This is a genomic window from Parazoarcus communis SWub3 = DSM 12120, assembly GCF_003226565.1.
Classification (GTDB): domain Bacteria; phylum Pseudomonadota; class Gammaproteobacteria; order Burkholderiales; family Rhodocyclaceae; genus Parazoarcus; species Parazoarcus communis.
Window position 1 is genome coordinate 1 of the sequence record NZ_QKOE01000032.1, and the last position, 26,163, is coordinate 26,163.

Genomic DNA, 26,163 nt, shown 5'->3' on the forward strand with positions numbered 1-26,163 from the left:
GACGCACCCGAAGACCTGGTGCGTTACGGCAAGGACATCGAGAAAGCCGTCCTCGCACGCGGCCTGCGCTACCACCTGGAAGATCGGGTGCTGGTCCATGGCAATAAAACCGTCGTCTTCCGCTGAGGAACAGCCATGCCCTGGCGTCTATTGCGCTTTGCCCTGAACAAGAAGCATCCGGAGCCCCGGATGTTCACCTCCCACAACAAGCTCAAGTCAAGCTATGACGTGGTGATCATCGGTGCCGGTGGCCATGGCCTGGCCGCGGCTTACTACCTGGCCACCGAGCACGGCATCAAGAACGTCTGCGTGCTCGAGAAGGGATACATCGGCGGAGGCAACACCGGTCGCAACACGACCATCATCCGCTCCAACTACCTCACCCCCGAGGGCGTGAAGTTCTATGACGAGTCAGTGCGTCTGTGGCAGGACCTGTCGCGCGACTTCGACCTCAACCTGTTCTACGCCAACCGCGGCCACTTCACCCTGGCCCATACGGATTCGGCCCTGCGCACCATGCGCTGGCGTGCAGAGGTCAACAAACACTACGGCGTCGCTTCCGAGGTCGTCGGACCGGAAGCGGTGAAGGAAGCCGCACCGATGATCGATCTCTCGTGCGCCGGTCATTCACCCATCCTCGGTGCGCTCTACCACGCACCGGGCTCGGTCGCGCGTCACGATGCGGTGGCCTGGGGCTACGGCCGCGGTGCCGATCGGCGCGGGGTGGAAATCCATCAGCAGACCGAAGTGCTCGGCATCAACGTGCAGGGCGGAAAGGTCAAGGGCGTCAATACCTCACGCGGCTACATCTCCACCAACAAGGTGTTGTGTGCAGTCGCCGGTTCGACGCCGCGCATCCTGAAGATGGTCGATGTACGCACGCCGATCTACATCCACCCGTTGCAGGCCATGGTCAGCGAGCCGATCAAGCCCTGGCTCGATCCCATCCTGGTGTCCGGCAGCCTGCACGTCTATATCAGCCAGTCGGCGCGCGGGGAATTGGTGATGGGTGCCTCGCTCGACCCCTACGAACTGCATGCGACCCGCTCGACCCTGGACTTCGTCGAGGGCCTCACCTCGCACATGCTCGACATGTTCCCCTTCCTGTCCAGCGTGAAGGTGATGCGGCAGTGGGCCGGCATGGCCGACATGACACCCGACTTCGCGCCCATCATGGGCAAGACGCCGGTAGAGGGCTTCTATCTTGATTCCGGCTGGGGCACCTGGGGTTTCAAGGCCACGCCGGTGTGCGGCAAGACCATGGCGCACACCCTCGTCAACGACACCCCGCACCCCCTGATCACCGGCTTTTCCCTGGACCGTTTCAGCAACTACGCGCTGACCGGTGAAAAGGGCGCGGCCTCGGTCGGCCACTGAAGGAATCACGCCATGAAGATCATGACCTGTCCCCTGAACGGCCCGCGCCCGGTATCCGAGTTTTTCTACTGGGGCGAAGTGCGCCCGATGCCCGATCCCGACAGCTGCACCGATGCCGAGTGGGCCGACTACGTGTTCAACCGCAACGGCGCCCCCGGCGTGAAACGCGAATGGTGGTGCCACACCCCGAGTAACACCTGGTTCATCGCCGAGCGCGATACCGAGAAGGACATCGTGCTCAAGACCTACTTCTATCAGGGAGATGCGTGATGCGATTGCCCGCCACCAGCGGCGAGTGGATTGACCGCTCCGCGCCCATCGAATTCAAGTTTGAAGGCCGCACCTACACCGGCTACGCCGGCGACACGGTGAGCGCTGCCCTGTGGGGGGCAGACGTCCGCGTGCTCGGCCGCAGCTTCAAGTATCACCGCCCGCGCGGCGTGCTCTCGCTCGCCAACCATGACACCAACGCACTGCATCAGTGGGGCGCGCAACTCAATCTGCGGGCCGACGTGGAACCCTTGCAGCCCGGCATGGCGCTTACCGCAGTCAATACCTTTGGTGGCCTCGATCACGACAAGGGCAGGATTCTGGGGCACTTCGCCCGCTTCCTGCCGGTGGGTTTCTATTACAAGGCCTTCCACACCAGGGGGTTGTTCCCGATGTGGGAGCGCATGTTCCGCGCGATGACCGGTCTGGGCAAGGTCGATCTCGGCAGCCCGCGCCGCAGCACGCCCAAAGCCTACGATTTCTGCGACGTGCTGGTGATTGGTGCGGGTCCGTCGGGTCTGTCCGCTGCGCTGTCGGCCGCTGCCCAGGGCGCAACGGTGGTGGTGGTGGACGAAAACGCACGGCCCGGCGGCAGCGCCGGCTATCAGATCGGCAACGATCCGGCACGCGTCGAGATTCACGCCCGGCTGCTGGCGGAAGTCTCTGCCAACCCGCTGATCCGGGTGCTCACCAGCACCTATGCGGCGGGTTACTACAAGGACCACTGGCTGCCCCTGGTCAGCGCCGAGCGCATGCTCAAGATGCGTGCCGGTAGCGTGGTGGTGGCCAGCGGCGGTTTCGAACAGCCGGCAGTGTTCCGCAACAACGACTTGCCTGGCGTCATGCTCGCCTCGGCCGCGCAGCGCCTGCTGCATCGTTACAGCGTCAAGCCGATGCAACGTGCGGTGGTGCTGACAGCCAACGCCGACGGCTACCGTGCCGCACTCGATCTACTGGCCCGCGGCGTGGCCGTGGCGGCGGTGGTCGATCTACGCACGGCGGCAGGCACGGCAACCGTGCTGGCTCAGCAACTGCGCGACGCAAAGGTCGAAGTGCTGATGTCGAGCTGCGTCGTTGAAGCCATCCCTGGCGCAGGCGGTACCAGTGTGGCCGCAGCACGCGTTGGCGCGGTGCAGGCGGACGGCACGCCAGCAGCAAACCTGCGCGACATCGCCTGCGACGGCATCCTGATGAGCGTGGGCTGGGCACCTGCTGCCAACCTGTTGTACCAGGCCGGCACCAGAATGCGCTTCGAGCCTGCGGTCGAGCAGTTCGTACCCGATGTACTGCCCGAGGGGGTGTTCGCCTGCGGCCGTGTCAACGGCGTGCATGAGCTCTCCCGGCGTATGGCGGATGGCAGCCGTGCCGGCAGTCACGCCGCAGCAGCGGCAGGCTTCGGCGCCGCAGTGGGCAGCGCGCTTGCGCCGGAAGCCGAGTCGCCCACTCATCCGTGGCCAATCGTGGCGCACCCTGAAGGCAAGAACTTCGTCGATTTCGATGAGGATCTGCAGCTCAAGGATTTCCACAATGCGGTGCAGGAAGGCTTTGACAACATCGAGTTGCTCAAGCGCTACTCCACCGTGGGCATGGGTCCCAGCCAGGGCAAGCACTCCAACATGAACGCCCTGCGCATCCTCGCCCGGCTGTCGGACAAGGCGCCGCAACAGGTCGGCACCACAACGGCACGCCCCTTTTACCATCCGGTACCAATGGCCGTGCTGGCCGGACGCGGCTTTCACCCCGAACGTCGCACCCCGCTGCACTCGCGCCATGATGCGCTAGGCGCCAAGTGGATGCCGGCCGGCGTATGGCAGCGCCCCGAGTTCTACCAGGTGGCCGGCAAGGCACGCCTGGACTGCATTCGCGAAGAGGTCGCCGCGGTGCGCGGTGGGGTGGGAGTGATCGACGTCGGCACGCTGGGCAAGCTCGAAGTGATCGGGCCCCAGGCCGCCGAGTTTCTTGAGCGCGTCTATACCTCGAACTACGCCAACCTGAAGGTCGGCATGACCCGCTACGCGGTGATGTGCGACGAGTCTGGCGTGGTGATCGACGACGGTGTGGTCGCGCGACTGGCTGAGGATCACTTCTACTTCACCACGACCACCTCGGGCGCAGCGACGATCTACCGCGAGTTGTCGCGCCTCAACACGCTGTGGAGGCTGGACTGCGGCATCGTCAATCACACCGGCGCGTTTGCGGCGATGAACCTGGCCGGCCCGCGCAGCCGTGACGTGCTCGCAACCCTGACCACGACGGATCTCTCGGCGGCCGCCTTTCCCTACCTTGCGGTGCGTGAATGCACCGTGGCGAACATCCCCGCACGACTGATGCGGGTCGGCTTTGTCGGTGAGTGGGGCTACGAGATCCACGTTCCAGCACGCTTTGGTGGCGCGCTGTGGGATGCACTGATGGCGGCGGGAGCGGCTCACGGTATCCGCCCGTTCGGTGTCGAAGCCCAGCGTCTGCTGCGTCTGGAAAAGGGCCACATCATCATCGGTCAGGACACCGACGGCCTCACCTCGCCGCTCGAAGTCGGCATGAGCTGGGCGGTAAAGATGAACAAACCCTTCTTCGTCGGCCAGCGCAGCCTCAAGGCTATCGCCGCCAAGCCCCTCAAGCAACAACTCGCAGGCTTCACCCTGCCACCCGGCCATGCAGGGGGCGTGCCACTCGAATGCAATCTGGTCATCGCAGCGGGCGACATCGCCGGCCGCGTCACCAGCATCGCCTGGAGTGCAGCGCTTGGCCGTCACATCGGACTCGCCTTCCTGCGCCCCGATCTCGCCACCGTCGGCAACACGTTCAGCATCCGCCTGACCGACGGTCGCATGGTCGAGGCCGAAGTCAGCCCAACCCCGTTCTATGACCCCGAAAACCTGAAGCAGAAGGAGGCGGTATGAGTCAGGCGCTAGCAAGCAGCCCGGTGGCAGAGATCGCCGCCGAACGGCTGACCGACGAGGTACGGCAGGCGGAAGCCGCCGCAGTGCTCGGCATGGCCGATGTGTCGCTCGATGTGCGCTGTGGCTGCAAGGGGCCAGGCACGGTCGCCTGGCTCGACAGCCTCGACGTGCCGGTACCGGAGAAATTCAATAGCTGGCTGCCCCTTGGTGAGGGTGGCCGGATCGCGCGCCTGGGCATGACCGAGTTCCTGATCGAGGGCGATGCAGTCGTGGTCGATCGAATCACCACGACACCGCGAGCCGCCGGTGTGTATCCGGTGCTGCACGAGGATGCAGCACTGATCCTGGGTGGCGCGCGGGTGAATGAACTGCTGCGTCAGACCTGCAACGTGAATTTCGCCGCACTGAACCTGGCAGAGCGCCCGGTGGTGCTCACCAGCCTGGTCGGCGTTGGCGTGACGGTGCTCCCCGAGCAGACCGCGAAAGGATTGATTTACCGCATCTGGTGTGACGGCAGTTATGGCCGGTATCTGTTTGAAACGCTTCACGACATCGCGCATGAGCTCGGTGGCGGCACGGTATCACCCCAGCATTTATACGCATAACCCAATCCCAGCATCCTTATCCGGAGAGTGTCAATGACGCCCATCGAAGCCAAGCAGTTCCTTGCCGACAACAAGGTCAAGTACGTTCTGGCACAGTTTGTCGATATTCATGGTTCAGCCAAGACCAAGTCCGTCCCGGTTTCCCATTTCGAGGAGATCATCACCAACGGTGCCGGCTTTGCAGGCTTCGCGGTGTGGGGCCTCGGCATCGAGCCAAACGGCCCCGACTTCATGGCGGTGGGCGATCTCGACACCCTCTCGCTGGTGCCCTGGCAGCCGGGCTATGCCCGCATCGCCTGCGACGGCCATGTCAAGCGTGAGCCGTGGCCGCTGGATACGCGGGTGGTGCTCAAGGAGCAGATCAAACGTCTCGACGCCAGGGGCTGGACCTTCTTCACCGGCCTGGAGCCGGAGTTCTCGCTGCTGAAGAAGGATGGTGCGGGCAACATCATCCCCACCGATCCGACCGACACCCTGCCCAAACCCTGTTACGACTACAAAGGCCTGTCGCGCAATCGCGAGTTCCTCGAAAGACTGGTGGAAAGCCTGCGCCAGGTCGATGTCGACGTCTATCAGATCGACCACGAGGACGCCAACGGTCAGTTCGAGATCAATTACACCTACGCAGACTGCCTGACCTCGGCCGACCACTACCTGCTGTTCAAGATGGCGGCCTCCGAGATCGCCAATGACCTGGGCATGATCTGCTCCTTCATGCCCAAGCCCTTCGCCAACCGCCCCGGCAACGGCATGCACATCCACATGTCGATCGGTGACAGCCAGGGCAACACCAACCTGTTCGCCGACAAGACCGACAGGCACGGCCTCGGCCTGTCGAAGCTGGCCTACCAGTTCCTGGCCGGCATCCTCGCCCATGCCCCGGCATTGGCCGCAATCTGCGCACCCACGGTCAACTCCTACAAACGTCTGGTAGTGGGGCGCTCGCTGACCGGCGCCACCTGGGCACCGGCCTACATCAGCTACGGCGACAACAACCGCTCGTCGATGGTGCGCGTGCCCGGCGGCCGTCTCGAGCTGCGCCTGCCCGACGGCGCCTGCAACCCCTATCTGGCCACCGCAGCGGTCATCGCCGCAGGCCTCGACGGCATCGAGCGCAACCTTGATCCGGGCGATCCGCACAACCAGAACCTGTACCGGATGAGCCCGGAAGCACTGAAGGAAGCCGGCATCGGCATCCTCCCCCAAAACCTGCATGAAGCCTTGGTCGCACTCGAACAGGACACGGTGCTGTGCAAGGCACTTGGCCCGGTGGCAGACGAGTTTCTGCGCCTCAAGCACATGGAGTGGGTGGAGTACATGCGTCATGTGTCGGACTGGGAAGTCAAGAACTACCTTGAGTTCTTCTGATTCGTCCTGACGCAACAAGATTGAAACAAGGAGAAGCAAACATGTGTGGAATCGTCGGATTGCTGGTCAAGACACCAGCATTGCGTGAAAGACTGGGCGAATTGATGGTGCCGATGCTGATCGGCATGACCGAACGCGGCCCCGACTCGGCCGGCCTCGCGGTATTCGGCCAGCCCCTGCCCGAGGGCGAGCGCAAGCTCAGCCTGTACTCGGGCCTCACCGAAGACGGTGCGGACTTCAACTGGCTCGGCCTCAGTCACGAACTGAAGTCGCACCTGGGTGTGAACACCCAGGTCGAGGCCAAGGGCAACCACGCAGTCCTCCGCTTCGGCCTCGCCCCCGAGGTCGTGAAACGCTGGATCAAGGAACATTACCCCAAGCTGCACATCCTTTCGACCGGTCGCAGCATCGACCTCTACAAGGATATCGGCACACCGGCTGAGGTGGCTGCGCGCTACGGCTTTTCCGGTCTCAAGGGCTCGCACCTGGTCGGACACACCCGGATGGCCACCGAGTCGGCGGTGACGCCGGACCGCGCCCACCCCTTCACCGCAGGCGAAGACTTCTGTCTGGTGCATAACGGCTCCCTGTCGAATCCGAATGGCATTCGTCGCATGCTGGAGCCACGCGGCATCCGCTTCGAGACCGACAACGACACCGAGGCGGCATGCCGCTTCCTGGAATGGCGCCTGCGCGAGGGCGACGACCTTGAAACCGCCCTGCAGCGGGGCTTCGAGGAGCTGGACGGCTTCTACACCTTCCTCATGGGCACACCGGACAAGCTGGCGCTGATCCGTGACCCCTTTGCCTGCAAGCCCGCCGTTGTGGCGGAAACCGATGACTACGTGGCCATCGCGTCCGAGTTCCGGTCGCTGGCCCACCTGCCGGGCGTGAAGCACGCCCACGTGTTCGAACCCGCGCCCGAGGAGATGTACGTATGGAACGCCTGACTTTCGATCTCGCCACCACTTCGTTGCGTGAGCTCAACACCTTTCTGCACACCGATGCCAAGGCAGGCAAGGTGGAGGCCGTGACCGTCGTCAATCCGGACGGCGCTCACAACATCGCGGTCGGTCTCGACTGCCCGATCAACGTCGAAGTCATCGGCCATGCCGGCTACTACGCCGGCGGCATGAACAAGTCCGCCACCATCACCATTACCGGCAGCGCCGGTACCGGCGTCGGCGAAAACATGATGAGTGGCACGGTACACGTGAAGGGTTTCGCCTCGAACGGCGCCGGCGCTTCCGCTCAGGGCGGACTGCTGGTCATCGAAGGCGACGCCGGGCTGCGCTGCGGCATCTCCCTCAAGGGCGGCAACATCGTCGTGGGCGGCTCGGTCGGCAGCTTCTCGGCCTTCATGGCACAGGCCGGCACCATGGTGATCTGCGGCGACGCGGGCGATGCGCTTGGCGACTCGCTCTATGAAGCCGTGCTGTACGTGAAGGGCAGCGTCAAGTCGCTCGGCGCCGATGCGCAGTTCGAGCCGATGACCGACGCCGACATCGCCACCGTGGCCGGACTGCTCGACAAGGCGGGGCTGGATCACGATCCCAAGGCATTCAAGCGGATCGCCTCGCAGCGTTCCCTCTACCACTGGAACGCCGACGCGAACCAGGAATATTGAGCAGGAATCAAGAGGAGTTCGATGATGGAAACCAAACCCGTGCATTTCAAGAACGTATCGCGTGAAGAGTCCTTTGGCTACGACCGCAAGACGCTCGACTACATCCGCAACGCCGCCGCCCACGGTCTGTACGAGATCCGCGGCATGGGCGCCAAGCGCAAGCTGCCCAACTTCGATGACCTGGTCTTCCTCGGTGCGTCGATGTCGCGTTACCCGCTGGAAGGCTATCGCGAGAAGTGTGTCACCAAGACCCTGCTCGGCACCCGCTTTGCCAAGAAGCCGATCGAGCTGGACATTCCGATCACCATCGCCGGCATGAGCTTCGGCTCGCTCTCGGCCAACGTGAAGGAAGCGCTCGGCCGCGCCGCGACCGAGATGGGCACCTCCACCACCACCGGTGACGGCGGCATGACGCCGGAAGAGCGCCAATCCTCCAAGACCCTGATCTATCAGTGCCTGCCGTCGCGCTACGGCTTCAACCCGGACGACGTGCGCCGCGCAGATGCGATCGAAGTCGTGATCGGTCAGGGCGCCAAGCCTGGCGGTGGCGGCATGCTGCTGGGGCAGAAAGTCTCCCCGCGCGTCGCCAGGATGCGCACCCTGCCGGAAGGCATCGACCAGCGTTCAGCCTGCCGTCACCCGGACTGGACCGGCCCGGACGACCTCGCGATCAAGATCCAGGAACTGCGCGAGATCACCGACTGGGAAAAGCCGATCTACGTCAAGGTGGGGGCCACCCGTACGTTCCATGACGTCAAGCTGGCGGTCCATTCCGGCGCCGACGTGATCGTGGTCGACGGCATGCAGGGCGGCACCGCGGCCACCCAGACCTGCTTCATCGAACATATCGGCATCCCGACGCTGGCGGCAGTGCGCCAGGCGGTGAATGCACTCGAAGACCTGGACATGATCGGCAAGGTCCAGCTGGTGGTCTCCGGCGGTATCCGTACCGGTGCCGACGTCGCCAAGGCACTGGCCATGGGTGCGGACGCAGTCGCCATCGGCCAGGGCGTGCTGGTTGCGCTTGGCTGTAACGGCGAGACCTACTATCAGAATGGCGCCCTGCACAGCGCCGAAGCCGACTACACCGCGATTGGCGCAGCGGCGGGCTTCTGCCACCACTGCCACACCGGCAAGTGCCCGGTTGGCATCACCACCCAGGATGCCATCCTCGAGCAGCGCCTGTCGCCGGACGTGGGTGCCAAGCACCTCAGGAACTACCTCAAGACCCTGAACATGGAGCTCACCACCATCGCCCGGGCTTGCGGCAAGCAGAACGTGCATCACCTCGAGCGCGAGGATCTGGTCGCACTCACCATCGAAGCGGCCGCAATGGCTGGCCTGCCGCTGGCGGGCACCAACTGGATTCCCGGCCAGGGCTTCTGAGCGGCCGTTCTTCACCGTCGCCTTGGCAGGCGTCATCAGGCCGGGCCGGAGATTCCGGGCCGGCCTTTTTTCAGGGAGCTTCGATTGCAATGACAGCACAGATCATCGACGGCAAGGCGCTGTCGAAACAGCTTCGCGCGGGCTTTCGCGAGCGCGTGGGCCGACTGGCGCAACATGGCGTGCGCCCCGGGCTGGCGGTCATCCTGGTCGGGGACAATCCCGCCTCCCGGGTCTATGTGGGCAACAAGGTGAAGGCCTGCGAGGAGTGCGGCGTGCGCTCACTGCATGTGGCACTGCCCGCCGACACCCCCGAAGTCGAGATGCTGGCACGCATCGCCCAACTCAACGCCGACCCGACAGTGCACGGCATCCTGATCCAGTTGCCGCTGCCCGGCCACATCGACGTGCGCCGGGTACTCGAAGCCATCTCGGTGCATAAGGACGTAGACGGCTTTCATCTCTACAACGTCGGCGGTCTGGTGGTGGGCAACACCATCTTCCCGCCTTGCACGCCCTACGGCGTCCAGCTGCTGCTCGACACCACCGGCACCGAAGTGGCAGGCAAGAACGTGGTCGTGGTCGGCGCGAGCAACATCGTCGGCAAGCCGATGGCGCTGATGCTGCTGCAGCGCGAGGCCACGGTGACGATCTGTCACGCCAGAACACGCGACCTGGCGCAGCACACGATCCTGGCCGACATCCTCATCGTCGCGGCGGGCAAGCCGGGGCTGATCGTGCCGCAGATGGTCAAGCAAGGCGCCATCGTCATCGATGTCGGCATCAACCGCCTGCCCGACAACCGCATCGTCGGCGATGTGGATTTCGACGGGGTCAAGGAGAAGGCCTCGTGGATCACGCCCGTGCCCGGCGGCGTGGGCCCGATGACGGTCACCATGCTGATCGAGAACACCCTGCGTTCGGCCGAGCGCAGCCTGCAAGGCACGCCGGCCGACCACTACCAGGAATGGGAAGCTCCGATGCTGAAGGGGATCTGAGATGGAAAACAACGAGTGTGTGATCCGCCTCGAAGGGCTGGCGCTGGAAGCATCGATCGGCATCTATCCGCACGAACTGGCCGCGCGCCAGACCCTGCTGGTGGATCTGACGCTATGCATCGACGGCGCTGCATCCGGGCGCAGCGACGACATCCGCCATACGGTGGATTACGACGAAGTGGTGGTCTGTCTGGAAGCCTTGATCGCAGCGCGCCACTACAACCTGCTCGAACACCTGAGCCAGGTCATGCTCGACACCCTGGGCCAACGCTTTGCCATCCGGCGGCTGGAGGTGACGATCGCGAAGCCGGCAGCGGTGCCGGGTGCGCGGCGGGTGTCGGTGAGCCGGGCGGCGCAATGGCCGGTACAGACACCGGCAGTCAGGGCTGCAGCTTGAGACCTGTGCGAGCCGGGGTGGTGAAAGTTGGCAGTGATTCGATGGTCATCGTTCAAGGTACCCAACGACGGGCATCCTTCAGGAGCAGCAGCAGTTGCTGCTCGCGCAGGGGGGATGAGATGAACCCGAACCGGGTGTAGAACTGCGCCGCCCCCTCATCAATGGGATGGGTCAGCATCGCCCGTATGCCAGCCTGCTCGGCAATCAGCATCGTGCGGCGAATCGCATCCTGCAACAGGCCAAAGCCAATGCCGCGCCCCTGATCCTCTCGGGATACGGCCAGCCTTGCCAGAATCACCACCGGCACCGGGTACTGCCCCATCCCTTTGCGGATACGTTCTGGTGCCTCCAGGGTATCGACCTGGCCGACGGTCAGACTGAAATAGCCCGCAACCCGGCCGTCATCCGCCACCACAAAAGTCCTGGCCGAGCCGCTGCCTTGAGCTTGCCGCGCGTGGCGCAATAGCCAGTCGTTGAGCGCAGGCTTGCCACAGTCGAAACCCTCGAGTCGATGATCGACCCCCAAGGGTTCAGGCCGCGACAAACTCACTTGCTGTCCCAGGGAGCCTTGCGGCTGAAGAGATCAGCCAAGCCTGAATTCGCCTGCTCAGCGCCATCCAGCAGATCCATCAGGGCTTGGTACTGGCTACCCGAGACCATGAACAGTCGCTGGTCCAGCAAGGTTTGCTCAGCCGCCAGACAGGCGCTGTCGAGGATGAAGTCCGTCAGCGACTTGTGCGCCACCTCAGCGGCACGACGTAGCACCGCCTCCTGCTCGGGGGTGGCGCGCAGCCCGAGGCGAGCAGACCGGGCGGAAGAAGACGATGCAACGGCAGCCATGGCAGCACCTGTTTTGTTGGATCAGTTGACGCAATGTTAGTACAAATGACGCACATCATCTAGTTGCGATGACGACCGGCCACCGACTTGAGCTTGCCGCGCGCTCGCAATCCTCTGCCAGACGCAGTTCGCGATCGGACATGCACTGGCAGGGATTTTCCTTCGCTTCCATACCCGTGACGTGCGCCCTTACTCCCCCGGGCTACTCCCAAAGTCGGATTGTGCGGCGCAGCACCTGAGCGGACATTGAAGGCCATGCCGCATTCAGGCGGTTGGCGACTTTTTCGACCTTCAGGAGAGCTCGGATGAACACAACGGTGCTTGACCCGCTTGCCACCGGTTTTGCGGGGGGCGGCCAGCAGAGCGCAACGCTCCACCGCAAGATCGGCTGGGCGGGGGCGTTCTGGGTGGCCAGTGGCGTACCTGCCCTGGTGCTGTTTTCAATTGGTTCGATTGCCGCAACGGTCGGAAAGCCGTCGTGGGCAATCTGGATCGTTTCGATCGCTTTCGGCTTTCTGCAGGCGTTTTCCTATGCCGAGATCGCCGGGCTGTTTCCGCACAAATCGGGGGGGGCTTCGGTGTATGGCGCAGTGGCCTGGGTGCGCTACAGCAAGATCCTAGCGCCGCTCTCCGTGTGGTGTAACTGGCTCGCCTGGTCACCCGTGCTGGCCATCGGCTCCGGTCTGGCTGCGGGCTACATCCTGAGCATCCTGTTTGCGCCCGACGCGGCGATCAACACCTGGCAACTCACGCTGCTGGATCTGGGCTGGATCCGTACCGACCTGGCGCTGCGCATCAACGCCACCTTTGTGCTGGGCGCAGCGGTGATGCTCGCCGCGTTTGCAATCCAGCACCGGGGCATCCTGCAGGCTGCACGGATGCAGATGGTGCTCGGCATTGCCGCACTCGCCCCGCTGATGCTCGTCGGCCTGTGGCCGCTGCTCTCGGGCGATGTGTCGACCGCCAATCTGGCGCCGATGTATCCGCTGGCGCATGACGCTTCCGGTGCCGTCATCGACGGTGCCTGGGACATGAGCGGGCTAACCCTGATCGCCGGTGGCCTCTTCATCGCAGCGTGGTCGACCTACGGCTTCGAGACGGCGGTGTGCTACACCCGCGAATTCAGGAATCCGCGCACCGATACCTTCAAGGCCATCCTGTATTCGGGTCTGTTGTGCATCTTCGTGTTCACCGTGGTGCCGCTGACCTTTCAGGGCACGCTCGGCCTCGGCCAACTGGTAACCCCGGAAGTGACCGACGCGGAAGGCAATGTCGTGAGCGCTGCGGTGTATGACGGCATTCTCGCACCGGAGATCTACAGCGGCATGGGCGTTGCACAAGCCATGGCGCACATGATCGGCGGTGGTGCAATGGTCGAACGCGTGCTGATGGCCATGCTGGTGCTGGCGCTGGTGCTGTCGATCATGACCTCGATGGCAGGCTCCTCGCGCACCCTGTACCAGGCCTCGGTCGATGGCTGGCTGCCGAAATACCTGTCTCACGTCAATCGCAACGGCGCACCGACACCGGCGATGTGGACCGACCTCGGCTTCAACCTGCTGCTGCTGATGATGTCGGACTACATCTTCGTCCTCGCCATCTCCAACGTCTGCTACGTCCTGTTCAACTTCCTCAACCTCAACGCGGCCTGGATTCATCGCCTCGACCGTCCGAACTGGGCGCGGCCGTTCAAGGCGCCGAACTGGCTGCTCGCCGTCGGTACCGTGCTGGCGTTCTGCAACATGTGGCTGATGGGCATGGGCGCGGACATCTGGGGTGCCGGCACGCTGGTGTCCGGCCTGGTGATGGCGGCGAGCATCGTGCCGGTCTTCCTGTTCCGCCACTACATCACGGACAAGGGCAAGTTCCCGGCCGCCATGATCGAGGACATGCACCTCGGCGCAGAGGAAGGCGTGCGCAACCGGGCCGGCATCCTGCCTTACCTGACGCTCGCTGGCGGCGCCGCAGTGGTTTACATCGCCCACTCCGTCGCGGTGCTCTGAGGGTGGCGGACATGATGCAATCACAGATCGTCAGCCGCCCACGATATCGCGACCTGGCCGCGGAAGACACCGCAGGCGCCCACCTGCTGATCGTGGAGGGCGACACCCTCGCGGCCGGGCAGATGGCCGCACTCGCCACGGCCTTCGCAGTGGTTGCGGAGCGGCTGCAGACCTGGCTGGTGAGCGCCCCGGCCACAGCGCTCGCACCCGGCAGGGTGCGCAGGCTGCACACCGTCGAGGAAGCCCGCACCGCGCTCGAACACATCGAAGACGGTTTTGGTATTGCCGACCGGCTTTACCTGCAAGGCACCGAGCCCTTCATGTGGTCACTGGCGACGGCGGCCGGACGTGCCGGGCTGAGCCCGACCCAGATCCGGATGCAGCACGCCGGCAGCCTGAAGCGCCGGGTGTGGTGCACGCATTGCCACCAGACCACCGAGAACGTCACCACCAACATTGCAACCTGCGCCGGTTGCGCGCGCGCGCTGCTGGTTCGCGATCACTTCTCGCGCCGGCTCGGCGCCTTCATGGGGGTCATGGTGGATGCGGAAGTGCCTGGCGAAGTGCCACAGCGCGAGGAGGTATTTCGATGATCGGCGACACACTTGAACTGATCGTCGTCGCCGTCGACGACATTGCCTCCAGCCTGCGGCACGTGCGTCTGGCAGCGGCAGACGGCGGGCCGCTGCCGCCGGCTGCAGCGGGCGCCAACATCCAGCTGCGGCTGCAGGGGGCGGCGCGAACCTGGCGCAATGCCTATTCGCTGATCAGCCCGCCGGGCCGGCGCGACGCGTACGAGATCATCGTGCGCAGGGTGCCTGAATCCCGCGGGGGTTCCGCCTTCGTGCATGAGGTACTCAAGCCCGGCGACCGTCTGGTCGCGAGCTGGCCAAGCAATCTGTTCGCGCCGCAGCGCACCGCACGCCATCATCTGATGATTGCCGGTGGCATCGGCATCACGCCCTTCCTGTCGTATGTCGCGGACTTTGCCCACAGCGGCGCGAGCCATGCCCTGCACGTATGCTGCCGCGAGTCCGAGACAGGCACCTTCGCGCCCTGGCTGCAAGCCTGCGGTGAGCTGCATCACTACTGGGATGCCGACGGTCATCGACTGGACATCCCCGCCCTGCTCGCACGGCAACCCGCAGGTACGCACCTGTATGTCTGCGGCCCGGCGGCACTGAACGATGAGGTCATCCAGGCCGCAGCCAACGCAGGCTGGCCCGCGAGCCATGTGCATTGCGAGCACTTCGGTGCCGCGCTGTCGGGCGGCACCCCCTTTACCGCATTTCTCAGCCGCTCCGGCATCGAGGTCGAGGTAGGCGAGAGCGAGAGCCTGCTCGAAGCCATCGAGCGGGTCGGTGCGGCAGCACCCTGCCTGTGCCGTGGCGGCGCCTGCGGCGTCTGTGTCACCAGGGTGCTCGAAGGCGAGCCGGAGCATCGCGACCACTATCTCGGCGCAGCCGAGCGTGAGGGCGGAGAACTGATCATGCCCTGCGTGTCGCGGGCGCGCTCGACCCGTCTCGTCCTCGATCTTTGAACCACGCAATCAGCCGGAGGCAATCATGAGTCTGGTATTCAAGCCCGAAGAAACCTTCCGCGGCGACTACAGCTACCGCAACAGCGATGCAGCCATCCTGCGCTTCCCGTTTCCGTTCCCGGAAGATCGCTACATGTACAGCGTCAACATCGAGCCGCATGTCCGCAGCGGCCCGACCGACGCCTTCTGCCGCCCCTTCGACATCGACGAGCACTACATTGCCGAGTGCCGCGACCGCGCACTGACGCTGGAGCTGGACCCCGGCCGCTGCCAGGTGTTGCCGCACATGATGGCGGCACAGTGGGACACGCTCGAACTACTGATGGAGAACCTCGCTGCGGACTATCCGGAACAGTTCTCGCTGACCAAGGAAGGTGATGTGTTCGGCAGCCGCTGGACCTGGATCAACCGCCCGCTGGGCATCGAGCAGCACTTCATTTTCGGCGACCCCGACACGCTGCCGTGCGAGCCTTTCGAGTACATCACGCGTCAGGCCCAGGGCGATTTTGCGATCTGCGACCAGCGCGAGGACAACCTCTACCTCGACGCCGGCATGATCACCTCGCAGGCCGACTGGTCGCTGGCGTTCAACGTCGGCATGAACTTCATGGAGTGGCACGGTCCGGTGCCGCTCGCCCACCAGGCTGGCGTCTTCGAGCGCGCGCTCAAGTATCTGCTCATGTTGCGCCTCGGCCAGCCGGTGCGCCGCCTGAACTGGACCATGAGCATCAACCCACGGCTGGACACCTCGCCCGAGAGTTACCCGGAGTGGGGCCCGGACCGCGCCTCGGTCACGGTAGAGAACGCCGGGGGCAAGGTGCACCTGCGGGTCGAACTGCAGACCCTGTGGCGCCTGCCGCGCAGCAACGCGATCCTGTTTCCGATCCGCTGTTTCCTGATCTCGATCGAAGAGCTGGCGCGCGTGCCCAAGTGGGGCAAACGCCTGTACCGGGTGCTGTCCTCCCTGCCGCCCGAACTGGCCGAGTACAAGGGCCTGACCCGTTACCTGCCCGCCACCCTGGCCTGGCTTGCCCCACTCGACGACGGCGCCCAACTTGCCACGGGCATCGGGCCGGACATCACCGAACTCGCCCCCCTGTAATCCGACTTCTCATCCTTCAACACGCCTCAGACAAGGACAACGACATGAACGCCATCAATGAATTCGCCCCCACCGGTATCAGCGCAGAATGGAGCCCGCAGTGGATGCTCAGCCCCGAACAGCTGGCCCTGCAGGCCGAGCTGATCGCCGTGTGCCAGAGCACGATGCGCCCGAACGCGATCGACAGCGACAAGCACTACGTCTATCCGCGCAAGAACTTCGAGGCGCTTGCCGCGATGGGCTTGCTCGGTCTGACCGTGCCCAAGGCGCTGGGTGGCCGCGGCGAGAGCCACCTGTGCGCCGCCATGGTCGTCGAGACCATCGCACGCTACGGCTGCCCCTCCACCGCGATGTGCTACACCATGCACCTCGGCGCATGCGCTGCCGCGCTGCTGCGTCACCATGACAACGAGCGCCTGAAGTCCATTCTGAGTCGCGTCGACCAGGACGTGCTGATCGGCACACTGTCCTTCTCCGACCCGGAAACCGGCTCGCACTTCTGGTACCCGATGTCCTCGCGCGCAGAACGCACCGACAAGGGCTGGAAGGTGTTCAAGAAGGCCTCCTGGACCACCTCCGGCGGCTTTGCCGACTGGTACATCATCCAGACCACATCACCTGACTTCGGCGGCGATTACTCTGACCTGTCGTGCTTCCTCGTCACCAAGGATCAGATTCAGGCCGACCCTGCCAACTGGGACGGTCTGGGCATGCGCGGCAACCAGTCCGGTCCGATCTCGGTCGATGGTGTCGATATCGCCCCCGATGCACTGGTCGGCCCGGTGGGGGACGGCGCCAAATCCAACGACGAGGTGGTCGACCCCTTCTTCCTGGTGTGTTCCTCCGCTTGCTGGAACGGCATCAGCCTGGCCGCCATGGACATTACCAAGAATCACACCACGCGCAAGGTACATAACGACGTCGGCATGCGTGTTGCCGATTACCCCACCATCCAGGACTACGTGGGAGAGTGCCTGATCGACACCAATGCCAGCCGCAGCTACGTCTACCTGGCGGCGAAGGCGCTCGATGACCAGACCGGCGGCTGCGACTGGTCGGGCCATGCGGACCTCACCTACCTGCCGCGCACCGGCCTGCTGAACTGGCTGTGGCAGGTCAAGTTCTTCTCCTCCAAGAACGTCTCCAACGTGGTCGACAAGATGCTCCACGCGTGCGGCGGTACGGGCTACAAGCCGGCGCTGGGCATCGAACGCCTGCTGCGCGACGGCAAGGCAGGCTGGGTGATGGGCCCCACCAACGAGGTGCTGCGCCAGTTCGTCGGCAAGTCGGCGCTGCTCGGTTTCGAGGTGCTCGACTACTGGAACCAGTCGGTCAATCAGCGCGTGCTCAACAACGAACTGAAGAAGATGAGCAAGGCGGAAAAGGCAGCCTTCGCCTCCAGGCTGCTCGAAGACGCTCAGGCCTGAGCCCACACACGGAGCCCGCCATGCACGCTGTTGCCCCCCCGCAGGTTCCGGCCTCCACGCCGGAGCCGCTTGCCACCCATCATGCGCCGTTCGACGGCCGGATGTTCCGTCAGGTCCTCGGCCTGTTTCCCACCGGCGTCACCATCGTTACCACATGGGACGATCAGGGGCGGCCTGTGGGGGCAACCGTGAGCTCCTTCAATTCCGTCTCACTCGATCCGCCACTGGTGCTCTTCAGCCTGGCCAGGAACAGCGCCTGCTGCAAGGCGTTTGCCGCCGGCGGTGCGCTGGCGATCCATGTGCTCGGTCACACGCAAAGCGCGCTTTCTTCACGCTTTGCCGGTGGCGGTGGCGATAAATGGGCCACGCTCGACTACGCGCCAGGCGAACTCGGCGCGCCTTTGCTGGACGATTACCTTGCCAGTTTCGAGTGCAAGCTGTTCGCACAATACCCGGGCGGCGATCACATCATCTTCGTCGCCGAGGTCGACAACCTGCGTTTTCGCGATGGAGAACCGTTGGTCTTCCATGCAGGTGGCTATCGTGTGCTGGCCGCAAAGGATGCCTGCGCATGAACGACAGGACTCCGCCATTCATCGACGAAGATCCCTTCCTGCTTCAGGCAAACGCGACGCCCACGCTGCAGCAGCGCTTTCCCGCCCCGCTGAGCGTGATCCGGGTCAGGGCTGCAAGTGCCCGTGCCTTCGAGCTCAAGGCCGGGCAGTTCATCCAGGTCATCGATGTGGAAGGACGTCAGTGCTCGGACCTCCTCGCCTTCGACGCTGCAGCGCTTGCAGCCGGCGAAGAGTGGGGTCTGGATCCGACCGTGACCCGCACCCTTGCAGGTTCGTCCTATCCCATGCCCGGCCTGCACGCCAGGTATTTCGATGCGCGCATGCAGCCACTGCTTGAAACCGTGCAGGACACGGTGGGTCGGCACGACGCCTTTGCCCTCGCATGCACGGCGAAGTATTACGAGGACCAGGGCTTTCCCGGCCATGCCAACTGCAGCGACAACTTCAATGCCGTGCTTGAACCGCTGGGCGTCCGTTCCCGCGCAGGCTGGCCGGCGATCAATTTCTTCTACAACACCTTCATCCAGCCCTGCGGCAGCCTGGGCTTTGCCGAACCGTGGTCCAAGGCAGGAGACTACGTGTTGCTCAGGGCGCTCAAGGACCTGGTGGTCGCGGTCTCGTCCTGCGCCGACGACATTGACCCCGCCAACGCCTGGCAGCCGACCGACATCGAGGTTCGCGTCTATGACGCGGTCCATTCCTTCCCTCGCGCAATGGCCCATCGAATGACTCCCGACGCACCTGTACGCCTGACCCGTCCCACGGCATTTGCCAGCGTGACCGAGACACTGACGCGTGATTTCATCGACTATCACGGCTTCTGGCTGCCGCGCAGCTTCGTCGGTCACGGCACGATCGCCGAATACTGGGCATGCCGCGAGAAGGTGGCGATGATGGATCTCACCGCGCTGCGCAAATTCGACATCACCGGACCCGACGCCGAATCGCTGCTGCAGAAGGTGGTGACCCGCGACATGCGTAAGCTGGCAGTGGGGCAGGTGGTCTACACGGCAGTCTGCCACGCCCACGGCGGCATGATGGACGACGGCACGGTCTTCCGCCTCGGGCGTGACGTGTTCCGCTTCGTGTGCGGTGAGGACACAACCGGACTGTGGCTGAGGGAACAGGCCGCGGGGTTCAATGTGCAAGTCCGTGACGCTACCGACAGCCTGCACAACATCGCCGTGCAGGGACCGCGCAGCCGTGAGTTGCTGGAAAGAATCCTGTGGACTGCACCGGCACAGCCGACGATCACCGAACTGGGCTGGTTCCGCTTCATGGCGGCGCGTCTGGGTGGCCCGACCGGCAGGCCGCTGGTGGTGTCCCGCACGGGCTACACCGGCGAACTTGGCTTCGAACTGTGGTGCCATCCGGGCGACGGTGTCGAACTGTGGGAGACCGTCGCCCGGGCCGGCGCACCGCTCGGGCTGGTGCCACTCGGGTTCGACGCCCTCGACATGTTGCGCATCGAGGCCGGACTGGCCTTTGCCGGCCAGGAGTTCTGCGACCAGACCGATCCCTTCGAAGCGGGTATCGGCTTCACCGTCGCCCTGTCCAAACCCGACGACTTCATCGGCCGCGCGGCACTGGAAGAACGCAAGGCACATCCGCGGCGCAAGCTGGTCGGGCTCGCGATCGACAGCAACGAGACCGTGCGTCACGGCGACGGCATCTACATCGGTCGCGCCAGGGTGGGCGAGATCACCAGCGCGATGCGCTCGCCGGTGCTCAACGCACAGATCGCGCTGGCGCGGGTCGATATCGCCTGTTCCGCGCTGGACACCGCAGTGCAGATCGGCCAGCTCGACGGCCACCGCAAGCGCCTGGAGGCACGCGTCGTCACCTTCCCGCATTACGACCCGACCAAGTCAAGGGTACGCAGCTAGGCTGAGGTCAGACCTGCTAACTTAGTTGGCCGGTTCAGGCGGCGGTGTCAGCATACCCGGATGGTCGTGACGTGCGGCCTGTTCGAGCATGGCGTGCGCATCGGCATAGGCTTCGCGATCGCTTGCAATGCCGAAGCGCGCACTCAGGTTGAGGCTATGGCCGTCGATGCGCAAGGGGCGGCTGATGACCGTCGCAAGGGCATGGGCGAGATGAAGCAGGCCAGCCCCGGATGCGGGCTCGGTGACGGACTGCCCTGCCCAGCTGAGCGTTTGCGGCCGGAAGTCCGAGATCAGGATGGCGAAGCCTCCGGCATGGCGTGCGACGCCGTTGCAGTCATTCTGTACGATCTGCAGGCGTTTGCCGATTTCGACGCTGACGCGTTCGCTCATCGCCGGGCCGTAGTGCTCGGCAATGTCGGCAATGGTCACGATCTCGATGTGTATCAGTGCAAACGGATAATCGGCAATCGCCGCGTGACGGTGCAGATGCTGCAGGCGGTCAAGAAACAGGCTCAGGCTCAACAGACCCGTTGCATTGTCGAAGAACAGGCGCCGTCGCGCCTCCTCCTGCGCCCCCCGGCTGGCACTGACGTCGGTGATAAAGCCCTCGAGGCCGAGGAACTCACCCCGGCTGGAGTAGATGCCACGCCCCTGCTCCCAGACCCAGCGTGTCTGCCCGTCGCGGTCCACGATACGGTAGCTCAGCTCATAGCGCTCACGGCGGTCGAGGCGCATCTGGACGAAGTTCCACACGAAGTCGCGGTCCTCCTCGTGAATCATCTCCGCAAAACAGGCCGAATGGTTGTCTACCAGCTCCAGAGGGGTGTAGCCGGTGAGCTCGAAGCAGCCTTCGCTGACGAACTCCATGGTCCAGTTGCGATCGTTCTGACCGCGGTAAATCATCCCCGGCAGGTTATTCAGCATGGTGTGCAGGCCACGGCGCTGCGCACGCAGGGCCTCTTCGCCGCGGCGGCGCTGGTCGATGTCGAGCAGGATGCCGCTTACCCCGGTATCACCCTGCTCGGGCAAGTCCATCGGCCAGGCCCGCAACTCGACCCAGCGCGCAGCATGCGCGCGGGTGGCGCGAATGCGCACCTCCAGCGTGAGGCTGTCGCGCTTGCGAGCTTGCAGCTGGCGCAGCCCGGTACCGAGAGCGGCGCGGTCCTCACTGTGAAATATCGATAGCAGCGGTTGCTGCAGGCTCTCGGCAACGCTGCGCCCGGTGCTGCGCTCCCATTGCGCATTGGCATAGCTGAGCTGCATCTGGGCATCGAGCGAGAACAGGATCTCGCGTGAGAAGTGGGCCAGCCGGGTGGCCTGGAGGTACTCGTGGCCGGGGTTGGCCGGACCGTCATGCGGCGCCGCAAACTGCAGCAAGGTGAGCTGTGAGCTGTGGCCCTGGAACAGGCTGACACGCACAAGCCAGGGGGTGCCATCGGCACGCATCAGCGACAGGGTGCCGACATCGCGGTTGTCGGCCCGGGGCGAAAGAAGCCTGGCAAGCCGGCGGTGATGTCTGGGATGCACGATGTTATCCAGCGGCATACCGATCAGCTCATCACCGCGATCCTCCAGCCCAATGAGCTTCAGCAGGGCGCGGTTGGCGTTGGCAATGTTCTCGCCTTCAAGCAGCAGGGCAGGCTGACCACTGTGTTCGGCAAAGCGACCCAGCGCCTGTCGCGCGGAAAGCGCGTCGGTCGTCTGGCTCGTGCCCGCAGGCCGCACACCGTGGCGGAGCGCCATCCAGGTCAGTAACGGCGTCATGACCAGCATCCACAGCAAGGGCGAGGTGTCGCTGCCCTCTCCCAGTACCAGCAGGGCGGTTGCGCAGACGAGAAGGGTGGCGATCAGATAAAGCGTCATTGTTGAAAGGGTCAGGGCCGAAGGTCGATGGCGGGCGCGATGTTCAAAGCAGGATTCACTCCAGCCCGCGTTCTGACAGGCAGGACCCGCCGACGGGAGCTGATTCATATTGGGCACCAAAGTTGCTTAAAAATAAACGCTTTATTGTCTTGACAATGTGCGCCACTGATCGCTGATCTTGAAAAAACACCCGCTTTTCTCACGTCTCGTGCTTGTCCTGGTGTGTCTCGCCTGCTTGTGCGCGACGCTCTTCGTCAGTGCCGGCATGACCGCCGAACTGCAGCTGGGGCTTGAAACACGCACCGACCCGGCGCTTTCGTCCCGCCTTGCCGTCCTGCATATCCTGCAGTTCCTGCTTGCCCTCATGTTCATGCTGGGGTGCGGGGTCACGCTGCGTACTGCACGTCAGATGCTTGTGCTTCGCACCGATTTAGCCATCGGGCGTCTGGATCGGCACACGTTTGGTGCCGCAGTGGCCTGGGATGAGGGGAGAGATGAAATCGACCGGCTGCATCGGGCGCTGGACGGAGTGAGCACCCAGCTGGCCTGCCACCTCGCAGAGGGCGAGCGGCTGTCGCGGCAGGCGTCCGAGCATGAACGTTTTGCCACCCGTACCCTCGAGTTCATCTGTCAGGCCAGCCTTTGCCTTGCCGAATACAGCGCGAGTGCGCCGTGGCTGAACTCTCTGCTTGATGACATGGCGGACTGCCTGGCGGTACGCGCTTGTGCGCTGGTGCTGCTGGAGCCGGTGGCCGAAGGGCTGGGCGTGCCGTCTGCGCTGGGCGATGTCCGTCGCCTGCAGTTGCTGGAGGCGCACTCGGTCGAGGACCTGTCTCGCGGAAGCAGCCGCTACCGGGCGTCGACCACGATCGAAGGTGAGCACGTCGAGCTGGCGGTACCGGTGCGCGATGCTGGCGACACCTATGGCGTACTGATCGTCGAGGCGCCGGGAGACTTCATGTTCGAGAGCCGCCACAGCCGGCTGATCGAGGCGGTGGCCTCGCTGTTTGCCCTGTCGCTTGGCAATCTGCAGCGCAACCACCGACGCCGGCGTCTGGCGCTGATGGACGAGCGCAGCGCGATCGCCGGCGAGTTGCACGATTCGCTCGCCCAGGCCTTGTCCTACATGAAGCTGCAGGTAGCCCGCCTGCAGCTTGAGATCGGACGCAGTTGCGCGGCCTGTGGTCCTGGCGAACGCGTGCTGGAAGTGTCGGGCGAGATCAAGAACGGGCTCGACAGCGCCTACCGCCATTTGCGTGAGCTGCTCTCGGCCTTTCGCACCAGCATGCCGCCGGGCGGCCTGCAGCAGGCGCTGCGCGAGGTGCTTGACGAGCTGTCTGCGCGCTCCGGCACCGAACTCGGCTTCGATTACCGCCTGGGAAACCTGCACCTGTCAGTCAACGAAGAATTCCACCTGCTGCAGATCGTGCGCGAAGCGCTGACCAATGTCGTGCGCCACGCACGGGCGCAGCACGCACAAGTGCGCTTTGACGAGGACGACGACGGACAGATCGTGCTCACGGTCGAGGACGATGGCCGCGGCTTGCGCGAGGGGAGTGGCGGCGAAGGTCATTACGGGGTGTCGATCATGCGCGATCGTGCCCGACAGATAGGCGGAACACTGAACTTGCGTGCAGGCGCCAATGGGCAGGGCACCTGCGTCGAGATGCGCTTCCGGCCGCGGCCGGGCAGTGCCTGAAGCGGATTGAAGGAACAATGAGGACGGACAGCATGGAGCACGCTGCAGGTATCAATCCTGATCGAAACGGCACCCCGATCAGACTCGTGGTCGTGGACGACCACGCACTGTTTCGCAAGGGGGTCAGCCAGTTGCTGACCATGTACGACGACATCGAGGTCGTCGCCGAGGCAGCAACGGGTACGGAGGGCATTGAGGCGGTGCTCACGCATCGGCCGGATGTGGCACTGATCGATCTGCACATGAAGGGACTCGACGGCATCTCCGTACTGCGGGCACTGAAGACGGCCGGATCGGCCACGCGGCTGGTCATGCTCACCGTGTCCGACTCGAGCTTCGACGTCATGGAGGCGCTGAACGCCGGCGCCAGCGGATACCTGCTCAAGGACATGGAGCCGGGCGAGTTCTACATGAAACTGCGTCAGGTGGCCGCCGGCGGCACGGTGCTGTCGGCAGCGGTGGGCGGCGTCTTGGCCAGACCCCAGCCGCCGTCGAAACAGACGCTGAACGAACACTGGGCGTCCCTGACCGTCCGCGAACAGGAAACCCTGGAACTGGTGTCCAAGGGCGCATCGAACAAGATCGTGGCGCGTGCGCTCGGCATCGCCGAAAGCACGGTGAAAGTACATGTGAAGCACGTACTGCAGAAACTCAATCTGCGTAACCGGTTTGAAGCGGCGGCATGGCTGCGCGAACTGCGCGAGGACGAAAGGCACAAGGCCTGACGGCATGGTGGAAGGCCGGGGCGTAGTACCAGAGGAGTATTTTCGCGTCCCCCGCACACTGGCTTAATGAACTCAATTCCACGCTTCGCTGAAAAGGGAGTTTCAAATGAGTTCATGGAGACAGTCAGCACTGGCTGACCGGCATCGCGCGCTGGGTTCGACCCTGGCAGACTGGAACGGGATGGCGACCGCCTGGACCTACAACACCGACCTCGCCGACGAGCACGAGGCCATCCGCACCCGTGCCGGCCTGATGGATGTATCCGGCCTCAAGAAAGTTCATCTGGTCGGACCGCATGCGGAAGCCCTGATCAACCATGCGACCACGCGCAATGTCGGCAAGCTTTATCCGGGCAAGTCGGTGTATGCCTGCATGCTCAACGAAGCCGGCAAGTTCATCGATGACTGCGTGATCTACCGCAACGGTCCGAATGCATTCATGGTGGTGCACGGTTCAGGGCAAGGCCACGAGATCCTGACGCGTGGCGCGGTGGGGCGCAATGTCGCGGTACTGTTCGACGACGACCTGCACGACCTTTCGCTGCAGGGCCCGCTGGCGGTGGACTACCTGTCAGGACATGTTCCGGGCATCCGCGAGCTGCCGTATTTTCATCATCTGCAAACCCGGCTTTTCGGATGTCCGGTCACGATTTCACGGACCGGCTACACCGGCGAACGCGGCTACGAGATCTTCTGCAAAGGCGTCGATGCGCCACTGATCTGGGACACCATCGTGGCGGAAGGCAAGGCGCTGGGCATCATGCCCTGCTCCTTCACCGCGCTCGACTGGCTGCGGGTCGAGAGCTATCTGCTGTTCTACCCCTACGACAACTCCGATATGTACCCGATGGAAGGCGAGGCGATCGGCGACAGCCTGTGGGAGCTTGGCCTCGACTTTACCGTGTCGCCAGGCAAGACCGAATTCCGCGGCGCGGCCGAGCACTTTCGCCTGCAAGGCAGGGAGCGCTTCAAGATTTACGGCATCGAGCTGGACACCCAGGACATCGCGCAAGGCGGCGATGCCTTATGGGACGGTGACACCAAGGTCGGCTTCGTGACCTGTGCGATGTATTCGAGGCTCACCGGGCGAGCGATGGCCATCGCACGCATGAACCCCGCCTACGCCGTTCCCGGACGCTCGCTCGAACTGCGCGGCGCCAGCCTGCGCTGCGCTGCGACCACCCATTCGCTGCCTTTTGACGACCCCGAAAAGCTCAAGCGCACGGCCAAAGGCTGAGGGACGAAGCGCGTCAAGGGCGCCGCAAGTGCGCCCGCCGCGCCCCCGCGCAACTTGATCAGAACAGGACCCAGCCCCCATGAGTACCTCAGAGAGACGTTACACCCTGTCCCTGTCCTGCCCGGACAGAGTCGGCATCGTGACCGCCGTCAGCAGCTTCTTCTCCGGCCATCAGGGCTGGATCACCGAGGCGAACCACCACGCCGATGTGGAAGGTCAGCGCTTCTTCATGCGTCAGGAGATCCTGGCCGACTCGCTGCCCTTCGACATCGCTGCGCTGCGCGAGAAGTTCGCACCGATTGCGCGTGAATTCGGCATGGACTGGAAGATCAGCGACAGCG

23 protein-coding genes and 2 pseudogenes are annotated in these 26,163 nt (G+C 64.2%); 22 read left to right on the plus strand and 3 right to left on the minus strand.

The window, feature by feature from the left end; genetic code table 11:
* The 11 genes and pseudogenes from DNK49_RS25105 to folB all read left to right on the plus strand — a co-directional run.
* A pseudogene (locus DNK49_RS25105) lies at positions 1 to 126 on the plus strand (formyltetrahydrofolate deformylase); the annotation flags it as partial.
* A gap of 9 nt (positions 127 to 135) precedes the next feature.
* Positions 136 to 1,377, plus strand: coding sequence for an FAD-dependent oxidoreductase (locus DNK49_RS21820; RefSeq protein ID WP_110529940.1), 1,242 nt, complete (start codon positions 136 to 138; stop codon positions 1,375 to 1,377).
* Between the two features lie 12 nt (positions 1,378 to 1,389).
* Positions 1,390 to 1,647 (plus strand): sarcosine oxidase subunit delta, encoded by a 258-nt coding sequence (locus DNK49_RS21825; RefSeq protein WP_110529943.1) that lies wholly within the window; start codon positions 1,390 to 1,392, stop codon positions 1,645 to 1,647.
* A complete protein-coding gene (locus DNK49_RS21830; protein ID WP_110529945.1) occupies positions 1,647 to 4,547 on the plus strand; it encodes a 2Fe-2S iron-sulfur cluster-binding protein in 2,901 nt (966 codons plus the stop codon). The genes DNK49_RS21825 and DNK49_RS21830 overlap by 1 nt, the downstream gene beginning before the upstream one ends.
* Entirely contained in the window at positions 4,544 to 5,152 is a 609-nt protein-coding gene (locus DNK49_RS21835) for a hypothetical protein (protein WP_110529948.1), read from the plus strand. Before DNK49_RS21830 ends, DNK49_RS21835 begins: the two co-directional genes overlap by 4 nt.
* A gap of 33 nt (positions 5,153 to 5,185) precedes the next feature.
* A complete protein-coding gene (gene glnT / locus DNK49_RS21840; RefSeq protein WP_110529951.1) occupies positions 5,186 to 6,520 on the plus strand; it encodes a type III glutamate--ammonia ligase in 1,335 nt (444 codons plus the stop codon).
* Positions 6,521 to 6,561: 41 nt separating this feature from the next.
* The gene (locus DNK49_RS21845) at positions 6,562 to 7,470 is read left to right on the plus strand and encodes a class II glutamine amidotransferase domain-containing protein (RefSeq protein ID WP_110529954.1); all 909 of its coding nucleotides are present in this window, start codon (positions 6,562 to 6,564) and stop codon (positions 7,468 to 7,470) included.
* Positions 7,458 to 8,147, plus strand: a complete 690-nt coding sequence (locus DNK49_RS21850; protein WP_110529956.1) for a GltB/FmdC/FwdC-like GXGXG domain-containing protein — start codon at positions 7,458 to 7,460, stop codon at positions 8,145 to 8,147. The genes DNK49_RS21845 and DNK49_RS21850 overlap by 13 nt, the downstream gene beginning before the upstream one ends.
* Before the next feature lie 24 nt (positions 8,148 to 8,171).
* Positions 8,172 to 9,533 carry an FMN-binding glutamate synthase family protein gene (locus tag DNK49_RS21855; protein ID WP_110529960.1) on the plus strand — a complete coding sequence of 454 codons (1,362 nt, stop codon included), beginning with the start codon at positions 8,172 to 8,174 and terminating at the stop codon, positions 9,531 to 9,533.
* Positions 9,534 to 9,622: 89 nt separating this feature from the next.
* Positions 9,623 to 10,528: a bifunctional methylenetetrahydrofolate dehydrogenase/methenyltetrahydrofolate cyclohydrolase FolD gene (gene folD, locus DNK49_RS21860; RefSeq protein WP_110529962.1), complete on the plus strand. Its 906-nt coding sequence runs from the start codon at positions 9,623 to 9,625 to the stop codon at positions 10,526 to 10,528.
* A 1-nt stretch (position 10,529) separates the two neighbouring features.
* On the plus strand, positions 10,530 to 10,925 hold the full coding sequence (gene folB / locus DNK49_RS21865) for a dihydroneopterin aldolase (protein ID WP_110529965.1): 396 nt from the start codon (positions 10,530 to 10,532) through the stop codon (positions 10,923 to 10,925).
* Between the two features lie 52 nt (positions 10,926 to 10,977).
* On the opposite strand, the gene DNK49_RS21870 is transcribed toward folB, so the two are convergent.
* Positions 10,978 to 11,475 carry a GNAT family N-acetyltransferase gene (locus DNK49_RS21870; protein ID WP_110529968.1) on the minus strand — a complete coding sequence of 166 codons (498 nt, stop codon included), beginning with the start codon at positions 11,473 to 11,475 and terminating at the stop codon, positions 10,978 to 10,980.
* Positions 11,472 to 11,765, minus strand: coding sequence for a type II toxin-antitoxin system TacA family antitoxin (locus tag DNK49_RS21875; protein ID WP_110529971.1), 294 nt, complete (start codon positions 11,763 to 11,765; stop codon positions 11,472 to 11,474). Before DNK49_RS21875 ends, DNK49_RS21870 begins: the two co-directional genes overlap by 4 nt.
* 305 nt (positions 11,766 to 12,070) lie before the next feature.
* Here DNK49_RS21875 and DNK49_RS21880 point away from each other — a divergent pair, with 305 nt between their 5' ends.
* The 7 genes from DNK49_RS21880 to DNK49_RS21910 are packed head-to-tail and all read left to right on the plus strand — an operon-like array spanning position 12,071 to position 20,298.
* A complete protein-coding gene (locus DNK49_RS21880; RefSeq protein WP_110529974.1) occupies positions 12,071 to 13,768 on the plus strand; it encodes an APC family permease in 1,698 nt (565 codons plus the stop codon).
* Between the two features lie 11 nt (positions 13,769 to 13,779).
* Positions 13,780 to 14,361: a dimethylamine monooxygenase subunit DmmA family protein gene (locus tag DNK49_RS21885; RefSeq protein ID WP_110529977.1), complete on the plus strand. Its 582-nt coding sequence runs from the start codon at positions 13,780 to 13,782 to the stop codon at positions 14,359 to 14,361.
* The gene (locus DNK49_RS21890; RefSeq protein ID WP_110529980.1) at positions 14,358 to 15,308 is read left to right on the plus strand and encodes a PDR/VanB family oxidoreductase; all 951 of its coding nucleotides are present in this window, start codon (positions 14,358 to 14,360) and stop codon (positions 15,306 to 15,308) included. The genes DNK49_RS21885 and DNK49_RS21890 overlap by 4 nt, the downstream gene beginning before the upstream one ends.
* Positions 15,309 to 15,333: 25 nt before the next feature.
* The gene (locus tag DNK49_RS21895; RefSeq protein ID WP_110529983.1) at positions 15,334 to 16,410 is read left to right on the plus strand and encodes a heme-dependent oxidative N-demethylase family protein; all 1,077 of its coding nucleotides are present in this window, start codon (positions 15,334 to 15,336) and stop codon (positions 16,408 to 16,410) included.
* 44 nt (positions 16,411 to 16,454) lie between these two features.
* Positions 16,455 to 17,837, plus strand: coding sequence for an acyl-CoA dehydrogenase family protein (locus tag DNK49_RS21900; protein WP_110529995.1), 1,383 nt, complete (start codon positions 16,455 to 16,457; stop codon positions 17,835 to 17,837).
* A 20-nt stretch (positions 17,838 to 17,857) separates the two neighbouring features.
* On the plus strand, positions 17,858 to 18,412 hold the full coding sequence (locus tag DNK49_RS21905) for a flavin reductase family protein (RefSeq protein WP_110529998.1): 555 nt from the start codon (positions 17,858 to 17,860) through the stop codon (positions 18,410 to 18,412).
* Positions 18,409 to 20,298, plus strand: coding sequence for a DUF1989 domain-containing protein (locus tag DNK49_RS21910; RefSeq protein WP_110530001.1), 1,890 nt, complete (start codon positions 18,409 to 18,411; stop codon positions 20,296 to 20,298). Before DNK49_RS21905 ends, DNK49_RS21910 begins: the two co-directional genes overlap by 4 nt.
* Positions 20,299 to 20,319: 21 nt before the next feature.
* On the opposite strand, the gene DNK49_RS21915 is transcribed toward DNK49_RS21910, so the two are convergent.
* Positions 20,320 to 22,161, minus strand: a complete 1,842-nt coding sequence (locus DNK49_RS21915) for a sensor domain-containing diguanylate cyclase (RefSeq protein ID WP_165843410.1) — start codon at positions 22,159 to 22,161, stop codon at positions 20,320 to 20,322.
* A 265-nt stretch (positions 22,162 to 22,426) separates the two neighbouring features.
* Here DNK49_RS21915 and DNK49_RS21920 point away from each other — a divergent pair, with 265 nt between their 5' ends.
* The 4 genes and pseudogenes from DNK49_RS21920 to DNK49_RS21935 form a co-directional block, all read left to right on the plus strand.
* On the plus strand, positions 22,427 to 23,860 hold the full coding sequence (locus DNK49_RS21920; protein WP_133255145.1) for an ATP-binding protein: 1,434 nt from the start codon (positions 22,427 to 22,429) through the stop codon (positions 23,858 to 23,860).
* 32 nt (positions 23,861 to 23,892) lie between these two features.
* Positions 23,893 to 24,585 carry a response regulator gene (locus tag DNK49_RS21925; RefSeq protein ID WP_110530010.1) on the plus strand — a complete coding sequence of 231 codons (693 nt, stop codon included), beginning with the start codon at positions 23,893 to 23,895 and terminating at the stop codon, positions 24,583 to 24,585.
* Positions 24,586 to 24,691: 106 nt separating this feature from the next.
* Positions 24,692 to 25,822 carry an aminomethyl transferase family protein gene (locus tag DNK49_RS21930; protein ID WP_110530012.1) on the plus strand — a complete coding sequence of 377 codons (1,131 nt, stop codon included), beginning with the start codon at positions 24,692 to 24,694 and terminating at the stop codon, positions 25,820 to 25,822.
* A 79-nt stretch (positions 25,823 to 25,901) separates the two neighbouring features.
* Positions 25,902 to 26,163 (plus strand): annotated as a pseudogene (locus tag DNK49_RS21935) (formyltetrahydrofolate deformylase); the annotation flags it as partial.

Excerpts from the sequence above, each read along its gene's own strand:
- DNK49_RS21915 (WP_165843410.1), bottom strand. The coding sequence starts at position 22,161 with ATGACGCTTTATCTGATCGCCACCCTTCTCGTCTGCGCAACCGCCCTG.
- DNK49_RS21910 (WP_110530001.1), top strand. The coding sequence starts at position 18,409 with ATGAACGACAGGACTCCGCCATTCATCGACGAAGATCCCTTCCTGCTT.
- DNK49_RS21925 (WP_110530010.1), top strand. The coding sequence starts at position 23,893 with ATGGAGCACGCTGCAGGTATCAATCCTGATCGAAACGGCACCCCGATC.
- DNK49_RS21820 (WP_110529940.1), top strand. The coding sequence starts at position 136 with ATGCCCTGGCGTCTATTGCGCTTTGCCCTGAACAAGAAGCATCCGGAG.
- folD (WP_110529962.1), top strand. The coding sequence starts at position 9,623 with ATGACAGCACAGATCATCGACGGCAAGGCGCTGTCGAAACAGCTTCGC.
- DNK49_RS21825 (WP_110529943.1), top strand. The coding sequence starts at position 1,390 with ATGAAGATCATGACCTGTCCCCTGAACGGCCCGCGCCCGGTATCCGAG.
- DNK49_RS21835 (WP_110529948.1), top strand. The coding sequence starts at position 4,544 with ATGAGTCAGGCGCTAGCAAGCAGCCCGGTGGCAGAGATCGCCGCCGAA.
- DNK49_RS21845 (WP_110529954.1), top strand. The coding sequence starts at position 6,562 with ATGTGTGGAATCGTCGGATTGCTGGTCAAGACACCAGCATTGCGTGAA.
- DNK49_RS21895 (WP_110529983.1), top strand. The coding sequence starts at position 15,334 with ATGAGTCTGGTATTCAAGCCCGAAGAAACCTTCCGCGGCGACTACAGC.
- DNK49_RS21905 (WP_110529998.1), top strand. The coding sequence starts at position 17,858 with ATGCACGCTGTTGCCCCCCCGCAGGTTCCGGCCTCCACGCCGGAGCCG.
- DNK49_RS21900 (WP_110529995.1), top strand. The coding sequence starts at position 16,455 with ATGAACGCCATCAATGAATTCGCCCCCACCGGTATCAGCGCAGAATGG.
- glnT (WP_110529951.1), top strand. The coding sequence starts at position 5,186 with ATGACGCCCATCGAAGCCAAGCAGTTCCTTGCCGACAACAAGGTCAAG.
- folB (WP_110529965.1), top strand. The coding sequence starts at position 10,530 with ATGGAAAACAACGAGTGTGTGATCCGCCTCGAAGGGCTGGCGCTGGAA.
- DNK49_RS21930 (WP_110530012.1), top strand. The coding sequence starts at position 24,692 with ATGAGTTCATGGAGACAGTCAGCACTGGCTGACCGGCATCGCGCGCTG.
- DNK49_RS21885 (WP_110529977.1), top strand. The coding sequence starts at position 13,780 with ATGATGCAATCACAGATCGTCAGCCGCCCACGATATCGCGACCTGGCC.
- DNK49_RS21830 (WP_110529945.1), top strand. The coding sequence starts at position 1,647 with ATGCGATTGCCCGCCACCAGCGGCGAGTGGATTGACCGCTCCGCGCCC.
- DNK49_RS21880 (WP_110529974.1), top strand. The coding sequence starts at position 12,071 with ATGAACACAACGGTGCTTGACCCGCTTGCCACCGGTTTTGCGGGGGGC.
- DNK49_RS21855 (WP_110529960.1), top strand. The coding sequence starts at position 8,172 with ATGGAAACCAAACCCGTGCATTTCAAGAACGTATCGCGTGAAGAGTCC.
- DNK49_RS21850 (WP_110529956.1), top strand. The coding sequence starts at position 7,458 with ATGGAACGCCTGACTTTCGATCTCGCCACCACTTCGTTGCGTGAGCTC.
- DNK49_RS21875 (WP_110529971.1), bottom strand. The coding sequence starts at position 11,765 with ATGGCTGCCGTTGCATCGTCTTCTTCCGCCCGGTCTGCTCGCCTCGGG.
- DNK49_RS21920 (WP_133255145.1), top strand. The coding sequence starts at position 22,427 with ATGACCGCCGAACTGCAGCTGGGGCTTGAAACACGCACCGACCCGGCG.
- DNK49_RS21890 (WP_110529980.1), top strand. The coding sequence starts at position 14,358 with ATGATCGGCGACACACTTGAACTGATCGTCGTCGCCGTCGACGACATT.